The sequence below is a fragment of the Marinobacter sp. 1-4A genome, assembly GCF_016597725.1.
Taxonomy (GTDB): Bacteria; Pseudomonadota; Gammaproteobacteria; order Pseudomonadales; family Oleiphilaceae; genus Marinobacter.
Genome location: NZ_VCGY01000003.1, coordinates 618,354 through 625,781 on the forward strand (window position 1 = coordinate 618,354; position 7,428 = coordinate 625,781).

The following is a 7,428-nucleotide window of genomic DNA, read 5'->3' on the forward strand; positions in this document are numbered from 1 at the left end:
TCGAAGAACCGCACCAAAATTGCAGGCTTAACACTAAGAGGACACCACCCATGCTGAACTGGGACGACGAAACCAAACCCAAAAGCCAGCCCGCTGCAGACAGCAGCGTGGCCCCGGTGAACGTAGACGACAAACGCGTGATCAACGGCGAAACCGACGTAAACCAGTTGGCCCCCTTCAAGTACCCCTGGGCTTGGGAGTTCTTCATGAACGCCAACAAAAACCACTGGACCCCGCTGGACGTGAACATGGCGCAAGACGTTCACGACTACCACCACCGCCTGAACCCGGCGGAAAAGCACGTGTTCGAAAACGTGGTGGCCTACCTCACCACCTCCGACATACTGGCCATGCGCAACATCGGTCTTGCCGTGATGGAAAAAATGACCGCGCCGGAACTGCAAATTTACCAGGCGCGCCAGGTATACGAAGAGGCATTGCACACCTGGACCTACCAGCACTGCATTGAAACCCTGAACCTCGACCAGAGCGAAATCTACAACCGCTACCGCGTGGTGCCGCAAATAAACGCCAAAATCCAGATGGCAAACCGCCGCCTGGACGCCGCCATGCGCTCCGATTTGAACCTGCGGAACAAAGACGACCTGCAAGAATTCATCATGTCGTACCTGTTCTTTGCAGCGGTGTTTGAAGGTTGCTGGTTCTACAACGGCTTCAGCCCCATCTTCGCCTTGCAACGCCGTGGCTTGATGCGCGGCACGGGCGAGCAGTTCCAATACATACTGCGCGACGAAGCCATGCACTTCGCCTTCGGCCTGAAAGTGGTGAACCAGATACTGGAAGAAGAAAACATCAGCTTCGACCCCAAAGCCGTGCGTGAAATGTGGGATGAATCCGAAGCCGCCGAAAGCGACTACGCCAACTACATCCTGCGGGACCCCATCCTTGGCTACTCCGCGGAATACCACACCGAACAATTCCGTTTCATAGCCAACCGAAGAGCCCGCACCGTAGGCCTGGAAGAGCCGTTCCCGGGTGCGAAAAACGTATCACCCTGGCTGGAAGAACAAGCCACCATGCGCAAAGAAAAGAACTTCTTTGAAACAAGGGTGATTGAGTACCAGACCGGGGCGCAGTTGGAGTGGTGAGGACCGGGTGAAACCTGCTCCCTTTCTGGTGCTACACTTTGAATGGTTATGAATGCTGGGAAGGGAGCCCACAATGACACTGACAATTACAAGCAATATCCGCGCTGCCGCCAAGCGAGCTTTGATGGCTGGCAGCCCGGAATACTTCAGCTGGACAGAGGAAGAACAGGAGCAATTCAGGGCCACGGCGGGCGAGGAAGCACGATGCCGCATGCAGCAGGTGTTGTTGAAGCAGATTCTGGGTATAGACTGCACAGCCGCAAAGGCCGCAGATATCTGGCGTGAACTCAGCATGCATCAACTCAATGAAATCAACCCCGCAGGTCTTCTCACCAGTGGTATGGGCGACGACTTCCTTTTTTTGAACGAGTCTTTGAAGGAGGGTGTATCGCTGCTCAATTTCGACACCCTTTACGACTACGATTTTGACGACTTCCTGTTTCAGGAAGAATGGCGGCACAAAGACCTGAAAGACTATGTAAGCCCCGGCTATTTTCCGCTTCATCATCCACTCTGGATACGGCTGGTGATGGATGATGAGTTCGTCTACGGAAATCTCTATTCCACGGGAAGCTGCGTGATATCCCAAGTAGCTGATGCTGGTGACGACTATCTGGACGAACTGATTCCATCCTCTTACGTGGAAGGCCCGAATCATGGCGAAGCGAGAAAAGGCGGCTTTCTGTGGGACTACCAGCTGGATGCCCACGGCAAAGAGCCGCGGCTTGAGGAACTGAGACGGCGTTGGTACCAATACCAGCAGGACGCGGAGCTAGCCCTTCATAAAACACTTGTGCACGACCCTTCATCCGCCTATATCATGCGGGATCAATCGATTGTGCCCGGTGAAGTCAACGTCAACTTCGTTATCCACAACGAAAAAGCCATGCGTAGCATCCGCTGGCGGACATTTCTGGCTGACGTGCATGCAATAAAGGGCCACAGCAAAACAATTGAAGATCTGATCGAGCGCGAGACAAAAAGTGCTTTGCGTTTTATTGAAGAGCAGTACCTCGACATACAGAAAAACTATGTACCGCCAGATATTGAGCCAAGCAAAAAACGAAAAATTGTGATGTCTGATGGGGCCCTTGAAGATTTGGAACGGCTAAGCCGTGAGGACCCTCTGGATGATTAAGCGTCTACCCGAGAGGGCTGCGAACCCCAGCAAATCCTTGCCCTAGCACATGGGTGTAAATTTGCGTGGTTCGCAGATCCGCATGGCCAAGCAAATCCTGCACAGTGCGGATATCATTGCCGCGCTTGAGTAGCTCGGTGGCAAAGGTGTGACGGAAGGTATGGCAGCCTGCGCGTTTATGAATTCCGACCGCCTTTGCTGCGCTGCGCACCGAACGTTGAACAGATGAAATATGACGGTGGTGGCGCGACACATTGCCCAGATTATCTGTACTCAATACCGGCGAAGAAAAAAGCCATTGCCACTCTAACGAACGGCCTGCAGCGGGATACTTGCGGGCAAGTGCGAAGGGTAAGCTGACCGGGTGTAAATAATCCTCGCTGCGATGCTGCCAGGCTTTGCGGATATTCTCGGCATGGTTTTGCAGTGGCTCAATCAATGTGGCAGGTAAAAGGGTAGTTCTGTCTTTTGCGCCTTTGCCATCACGAACCGTAATCACTTGCTGCTGAAAATCCAGATCCTTGATCCGGAGCCGACAGGCTTCCGTGACCCGAAGGCCAGAGCCGTACATCAGCGAGGCAATAAGCTTATTGGGCTGCCCAAGGTGGTTGATGATTCGCATTGCCTCATCATGGGTAAGCACTACGGGTAACTTACGGGGTTTCTTGGAACGGATAACGTTACCAACGTCACCAAGTGGTGTCCCCAACACTTTGTCGTATAAAAATACCAAAGAATTCAACGCCTGTGTCTGAGTTGCTGCGGCAACATTGCGATGCACAGCGAGCCAGGTCAAAAACTCGTTAACCTCTGACGGCCCCATATCCCGCGGATGCTTCATTTGGTGGAAACGAATGAAATAACGAATCCAATACCAATAGGTTTTCTCGGTACGGACGCTGTAATGGTTAACGCGAATAACGGCACGTACTTGATCGCGAAGGCGGGGCTGCTTTCCTTGCATCTTGGGCTCCTTGCCAGACATGACTGTATATTTGAACAGTATTATTGTTGGCGTGGATCACAGAAGTCAAATGATTACGTAGTAGAACGATAAAAACTGAGCTAAGCTTTTGTTTTATGGGTTTTTGATTGGTGTACTTGAATTCGAAAAGTCCGTAATCAAGCAACGGTCAAATTTCTGCAATCACTGAGGCATCAGTCCAATTGCTGTTAGCTGCTCTGAATTATTCGAATTCCAAGTGATTACCGATGAATAAAAATGAAATTCAGTTAATGAAAAAAGGCGAGCTTCACGTTCATTTAAATGGATTGGTGAGTACTGATGTTATTCGAAGCTTATTGATAAGAGATAAATCTGAACTACCTTCCGGGTTTAATTTGGAAAGAGATTTGAATATATCACTACCCGCTAACTCTTTGGCCTCATACTTGAAACCTTGGCAGGCGTTACGACTTATACCTAAGAGTAAGAACAACCTTAGGGTGATTGTGGAAAGTGCTTTTCTAAATTTGAAGTCTCAGAATATTACATTTGTTGAGATTCGTAATAGTGTCATTTACTTGGCTTTGTTAAATAATATTTCGGTAGATGAAGCATTGTACTGGGTTGTATCTGAAGTTGAAGAGGCATCTGAAAGGCACAAAATAAAAGCAGGATTGATTTTAACAGTTTCTAGAGGTGATTACGCTCAAGCGCACTTGCGAGCTCTTTTAGGTGCATATGAAAAACTAGGCAGGCCGAATACTGTGGTTGGGCTTGATTTAGCGGGTAATGAAGAGATTACATCCCCAATTGAAATAGGTTCACTTTTTTTGCATGCAAAAGATAAGTATGGACTTAAAGTGACAATTCATGCGGGAGAAACTGGAAGAGTTGAAAATATAATTAGTGCAGTCAATGAGTTTGGCGCTGACAGAATTGGTCACGGAACTGCTGCATCAAAATCAGTTGAGGTAATGAATTTGTTGAAAGATCGAAATATATGTATAGAGGTTTGCCCCATTAGTAACAGGCTAACTAATGCAGTTAATGAAAATGAGTCTCACCCTGTTATTGACTTCATTGATCATAAAGTTCCGTTTGTTATATGTTCTGACAATCCTTCAATACATTCATCGACCCTTACTGATGACTATTTAGAATTTTATCGTGAGACAAATTCATTACAGCATTTACGCGACATGTATACCAATCAAAAAAAATATAGTTTTATTAGGGGGTTGTATGGAAATTAACTTCGTTACAAAGAATCCTCATAAAGCTCAAGAGGTGGAAGCCATTCTGGGAAATATTGGTGTCTCAATAGTCCACGCCCCTTTAACAATTCATGAAATACAGACAGAAGATGTTAATCATATTGTAAGGGATAAAGTTTTAAAGGCGTTCAGTAAAGTTGGACGCCCTGTTTTTGTCGAGCATACAGGGTTATATATTGACAGCTTACAAGGATTTCCTGGCGGCCTAACCCAAGTGTTCTGGGATAAATTAAAGGCAGAAAAGTTCTCTGAACTATTTGGAGGGTTAGAAAATACGGCGCTAACTGCAAAAACTATCATTGCATTCTGTGACGCCAAAAAAGTTTATACGTTTGAAGGGGCTGTAGAAGGAAACATTGCTCCCGAGCCAAGAGGTAATCAAGATTTTCAGTGGGACTGTGTCTTTATACCAAAGGGCTTTCAAGAGACATTCGCTGAAATGGGCGAAAAGAAGAATGAGATATCTATGCGAAAATTAGCTTTTGACAATTTTAGAGAATTTCTTGTTTCGGAGATTCTGTAATGGATGACCTTATTGCGTCTTATCGAGAAAGAAATGTCATACTTTTTGTGGGTGCAGGCGTATCCAAAAACCTTGGCCTTCCGACATGGTCAGAACTAATAAATCATATTGCAGACGAGTTAGGATATGACCCTGAAATATACAAGTCTTTTGGCGATAGTTTAGCCTTAGCTGAATACTACAGAGTGAAAACAGGTAGCATTGGCCCTCTTAGAAGCTGGATGGATACAAATTGGCATTCTGCCAATGTAGATTTGCAAGGATCAGAGATACATAAGCTTATCGCAAATTCGAAATTCCCAATGGTTTACACTACGAATTATGATCGATGGCTAGAAAAATCATATGAACTATATGAAAAGAAATACACAAAAATTGCGGGCGTAGCCGATATTGCCAAGATCAAAGACGGTGTAACTCAAGTGATAAAATTCCATGGTGACTTTGATAACGATGACACTATCGTATTAGACGAATCAAGTTACTATGAGCGCTTAGAATTTGAAACCCCTTTAGATATTAAACTTAGATCAGATGTTCTTGGGAAATCCGTCCTATTTATTGGATACAGTCTAACTGATGTGAATCTTAGATTTCTTTTTTACAAGCTGGCCAAATTATGGAAATCTAATAATGGAGGTGGGGTTCAGCCCAAGTCTTATGTCTTTACACATAGACCAAACCCGATTCAAGAAACAATATTAGAACAATGGGGTATAAAAATGCTTACCTCAAAGGAAAATGATCCGCAAAAAGCATTATTAGAGTTTCTATCGAAGTTCCAGTAATGCAGCTAACAAACGCGTCAATTAGGACACTCGCAAGCTCGCGCCTATTACGCGGGCGTTAGAAGGTATTATGGCTGACACGATCGCTGTTATCTCAGCATTTACGGCTTTATGCGCAGTTTTGCTCGGCCCTCTGGTTGCACTATGGTCAGCGCGAAAGCAAAGTCACGTAGCTGTACTTGCTACAAATCGTCAAACTTGGATAAATACTCTCCGTGAACTGATCGCTGAGTGTATGTCTATCAGCGGGCTTATCCATTTAGCCGATTGGTCACGGCGGCCTCAAGGTGAATTTGAGGAAAAGATGGAACGGCTTTCATTTCTGGTCTCAAAAATTCGGCTGATGATCAATCCTGAGGAAGCAGATCATCAGCGACTGGTTCAGTTGCTGAGTGACATCACTAAGTCGCTGCGTGACCGCGAAGCGAACGCACCGAAGGATGCGGCAGCTGGGGCAAGAGCCGTCAGGGAACTCGTTCCGCTCTCTCAAGCAATTCTTAAGAGAGAATGGGAGCGCGTTAAACGGATAGAGTGATGGCAGCTTCTAACAAGTGCAGGCACGGCGACACCCACTACATTGCGCCTTCGGCTCCATTCCGTGGGCGCGCATGCTGCAAGCGTTAGCTGGTAGTGCTTTGGTCTTTTGGGGGTGGCCGGGTGCCAATGGCCTTGGCCGAAATAAGGGTGGCAAATCTGGTAGCGCGGTGGTGTTGCCAAGGCCCGCAAATTTGGCGTGTTGCTGGCAGCTCAATCGGTCAGCGGTGTTGGTAGTAACGTGAGTGTTCCGGTCGTGGGGTTGTCCGCCGGTAAATGGTTCCTTACTTACCTGCCACTCTGACGCTCAGGTTCATTCGCCGCATCACTGGCGGTGGTTTTTATCACAGTGCATCAGTGGAATTTGGTGCAAGGGCAGCGGTGCAGGCTGCGATGTTGGTTGCCAAGGATCGAGCTTCATTGATGCCCCCAGCTAACAAGTCGCTGTAGTACGTTCCCGGCCTGACGGCCGTCCACCGGACGCCACTGTCGTGGCGCCGCTAAGCTCAGCGTTATGTTGCTAGGAGAGCCTCGTTGTGATCTTGAGACTTGACCATTTTGTACTCACTGTTCGCAGCATAGAGGATACGGTTCGCTTTTATACGGATGTCCTCGGTATGGAGCAGGAAATTTTTGGTGAGGGAAGAGTTGCGCTGAAATTTGGTGCCCAGAAAATCAATCTGCACCAATCGGGTAAGGAGTTTGAACCAAAAGCTCGCACTCCTACGCCGGGTTCGGCAGATGTATGTTTTATTACCGATCTGCCTATCCACGAGGCTTACGATCGAGTTTCAGAAAAAAAGGTTCAAATCGTAGAAGGCATTGTTTCGCGCACAGGGGCGGTAGGGCCAATACAATCCTTTTACTTCAGAGATCCCGATCAAAATTTGATCGAGGTTTCGTCGTACGGAACCGCAACATAACCAGTCATTCAAGTTCGTTCCCGGCCTGGCGGCCGTCCACCGGACGCCCTAGTCGGGCGCCGCTTAATATTGGCGTTAGCTGGTAGTGCTTGGTACTTTTTTGGTGGCTGGGTGCTGATGGCCTTGGCCGAGAACCGGCAGTAAATCCGACAACATGGTGCGGTTGCCAAGGCCCGCAAATTTGGCGTGGTGT

Annotated in this window: 8 protein-coding genes; 7 read left to right on the forward strand and 1 reads right to left on the reverse strand. The window is 47.5% G+C overall.

The features are described from left to right. Positions 1-50 precede the first annotated feature (50 nt). Both FE845_RS09790 and FE845_RS09795 read left to right on the forward strand, forming a co-directional pair. The gene (locus FE845_RS09790) at positions 51-1,109 is read left to right on the forward strand and encodes a ribonucleotide-diphosphate reductase subunit beta (protein ID WP_200363911.1); all 1,059 of its coding nucleotides are present in this window, start codon (positions 51-53) and stop codon (positions 1,107-1,109) included. 73 nt (positions 1,110-1,182) lie between these two features. Then, the gene (locus FE845_RS09795; RefSeq protein WP_200363914.1) at positions 1,183-2,247 is read left to right on the forward strand and encodes a hypothetical protein; all 1,065 of its coding nucleotides are present in this window, start codon (positions 1,183-1,185) and stop codon (positions 2,245-2,247) included. Positions 2,248-2,251: 4 nt separating this feature from the next. Here the strand turns inward: FE845_RS09795 and FE845_RS09800 are convergent, their stop codons facing one another. Further along, on the reverse strand, positions 2,252-3,211 hold the full coding sequence (locus FE845_RS09800) for an integron integrase (RefSeq protein WP_200363916.1): 960 nt from the start codon (positions 3,209-3,211) through the stop codon (positions 2,252-2,254). 248 nt (positions 3,212-3,459) lie between these two features. Here FE845_RS09800 and FE845_RS09805 point away from each other — a divergent pair, with 248 nt between their 5' ends. From FE845_RS09805 to FE845_RS09825, 5 genes are all read left to right on the forward strand, one after another. After that, on the forward strand, positions 3,460-4,446 hold the full coding sequence (locus FE845_RS09805; protein WP_200363918.1) for a hypothetical protein: 987 nt from the start codon (positions 3,460-3,462) through the stop codon (positions 4,444-4,446). Then, the gene (locus FE845_RS09810; protein WP_200363920.1) at positions 4,436-4,990 is read left to right on the forward strand and encodes a non-canonical purine NTP pyrophosphatase; all 555 of its coding nucleotides are present in this window, start codon (positions 4,436-4,438) and stop codon (positions 4,988-4,990) included. Before FE845_RS09805 ends, FE845_RS09810 begins: the two co-directional genes overlap by 11 nt. Then, on the forward strand, positions 4,990-5,778 hold the full coding sequence (locus tag FE845_RS09815) for an SIR2 family NAD-dependent protein deacylase (RefSeq protein ID WP_200363922.1): 789 nt from the start codon (positions 4,990-4,992) through the stop codon (positions 5,776-5,778). The genes FE845_RS09810 and FE845_RS09815 overlap by 1 nt, the downstream gene beginning before the upstream one ends. Positions 5,779-5,848: 70 nt before the next feature. Then, positions 5,849-6,313 (forward strand): hypothetical protein, encoded by a 465-nt coding sequence (locus FE845_RS09820; RefSeq protein WP_200363924.1) that lies wholly within the window; start codon positions 5,849-5,851, stop codon positions 6,311-6,313. Between the two features lie 535 nt (positions 6,314-6,848). Further along, entirely contained in the window at positions 6,849-7,235 is a 387-nt protein-coding gene (locus FE845_RS09825) for a VOC family protein (RefSeq protein WP_199448974.1), read from the forward strand. Positions 7,236-7,428 lie beyond the last annotated feature (193 nt).

Coding starts and splice junctions, on each gene's coding strand:
- FE845_RS09790 (WP_200363911.1), top strand. CDS start 51: ATGCTGAACTGGGACGACGAAACCAAACCCAAAAGCCAGCCCGCTGCA.
- FE845_RS09795 (WP_200363914.1), top strand. CDS start 1,183: ATGACACTGACAATTACAAGCAATATCCGCGCTGCCGCCAAGCGAGCT.
- FE845_RS09800 (WP_200363916.1), bottom strand. CDS start 3,211: ATGCAAGGAAAGCAGCCCCGCCTTCGCGATCAAGTACGTGCCGTTATT.
- FE845_RS09805 (WP_200363918.1), top strand. CDS start 3,460: ATGAATAAAAATGAAATTCAGTTAATGAAAAAAGGCGAGCTTCACGTT.
- FE845_RS09810 (WP_200363920.1), top strand. CDS start 4,436: ATGGAAATTAACTTCGTTACAAAGAATCCTCATAAAGCTCAAGAGGTG.
- FE845_RS09815 (WP_200363922.1), top strand. CDS start 4,990: ATGGATGACCTTATTGCGTCTTATCGAGAAAGAAATGTCATACTTTTT.
- FE845_RS09820 (WP_200363924.1), top strand. CDS start 5,849: ATGGCTGACACGATCGCTGTTATCTCAGCATTTACGGCTTTATGCGCA.